The sequence below is a fragment of the Streptomyces sp. ID05-39B genome (genome assembly GCF_033794725.1).
In the GTDB taxonomy this organism is placed as follows: domain Bacteria; phylum Actinomycetota; class Actinomycetes; order Streptomycetales; family Streptomycetaceae; genus Streptomyces; species Streptomyces bobili.
Map to the genome: position 1 here is coordinate 1 of NZ_JARGEF010000508.1, position 1,333 is coordinate 1,333.

Genomic DNA, 1,333 nt, shown 5'->3' on the forward strand with positions numbered 1-1,333 from the left:
CGTGGGGGGTGGTCATGCGGCTGCTCCCAGCGGGGTACGGGCGGACACGGGCGCGGGTAGTTCAGTGACGGAGGCCGGGGCGGGGTCGTCTGGGGCCGGGTCGTCCACGTCCTCCAGGTCGTCCAGGGATATGAGGGACAGCTGCCCGACGACCTGGGTGAAGCGGCGGCGTGGGAGAGCGGGGACGGGGGTGGGCTCGTACGGTCCCGGCTCCGGCAGCGCCGCGGTGTGCACCGGCGCGGGGGCGGGCGGCGTCTTGCGGGGCCGGGACGGGGCCTTGACCACCGCGGGGACGGTACCGTCGTCGGGGACCACGGTGACGCCGTCCAGAAGTCCGAGGTCGGCGGCCGCGGCCAGGACCTGCATGCGGGTCGCCGGCCGCGACAACCCCAGAGCGGTGACCAGGATGGACCGCTGCCAGTTCGTCTTCCGCGCGTCCAACCCGGCGGCGGCGGCAACGTCTTCCGGCCGAGTGTGGGCGGCCAGCGCCCGCAGCACGGCCAGCTTCTGGGTTGTGTGGAGCTGCTCCACGGGTGCGGGCTGCGGCTGCTCCTGCAACTCCCGCCGATAGTCCACGAACAGCCGGTGGCGTTCCAGCGGGGTCCGGCCGCCGAGGACGGCGTACGGCTCCGCCAACTGGCCTTCCGGGGTGAGGCTGGCGCCGTAGGTGTCGCAGGCCACCATCACCGGGCAGCCCACACACACCTCCACCGCCGCCGCCTCCCGGGCCGCGCGCACGTCGCGGTCCTCGCCGCCATCGAGGTCGGGGGCCTGCCAGGCGTCCACCGACACGGTGTGGTCGGCGGCGGCCAGGTGCGGCTGGTCGGGATCCGGGGCGCACCCCCGGTACCGGAAGTGCGGGTGCTCGGTGAACGCGGCGTAAGCAGCGGCGGCTTCGAGTCGGGTGGGCTGTCGGGTCATGGGTGGGATCCCCCTTCCGGGTCGCGGTGTGTGGTCAGGGCGTCGGTGAGGACCTGGTCGGCCTCGGCGACAGCACGGTGGGCACGGACGGCGGCGTCGAGGCGGATGGTGAACGCCTCCCAGTCGCGGTGCTGCTGGCCGTCGGTGAGACGGCGGGCGGCGCGCTCCGCATCGAGAGCGCGCCGCAGGCGGTGCAGGTGCCGGAGTGTGGCCGCTACCGCTGTGAGAGCGGCGAGCGCGGCCAGGACGCGGACAGGGACGGGGGGTGCTGGCACGACGCTCACCTCACTTTCGGGGTGTGCCAGACGCAGGGACAGGACTCGGGGTGGCGCAGAGGGGTGGGGCCTGTCGCTTATACCAATCTCCAAGCCCACGAGCAAGGCCAAAACCACCTATACCTTTTTCTTTTTTA

The 1,333-nt window shown here is 73.0% G+C and carries 2 protein-coding genes; both read right to left on the minus strand.

The annotated features are described in order from the left end of the window. Positions 1-12: 12 nt before the first annotated feature. Complete coding sequence (locus P1P75_RS41550) at positions 13-921, minus strand: hypothetical protein (protein WP_319265241.1); 909 nt, start codon at positions 919-921, stop codon at positions 13-15. Further along, a complete protein-coding gene (locus P1P75_RS41555) occupies positions 918-1,196 on the minus strand; it encodes a hypothetical protein (RefSeq protein ID WP_319265244.1) in 279 nt (92 codons plus the stop codon). The genes P1P75_RS41550 and P1P75_RS41555 overlap by 4 nt, the downstream gene beginning before the upstream one ends. Between the last annotated feature and the right edge of the window lie 137 nt (positions 1,197-1,333).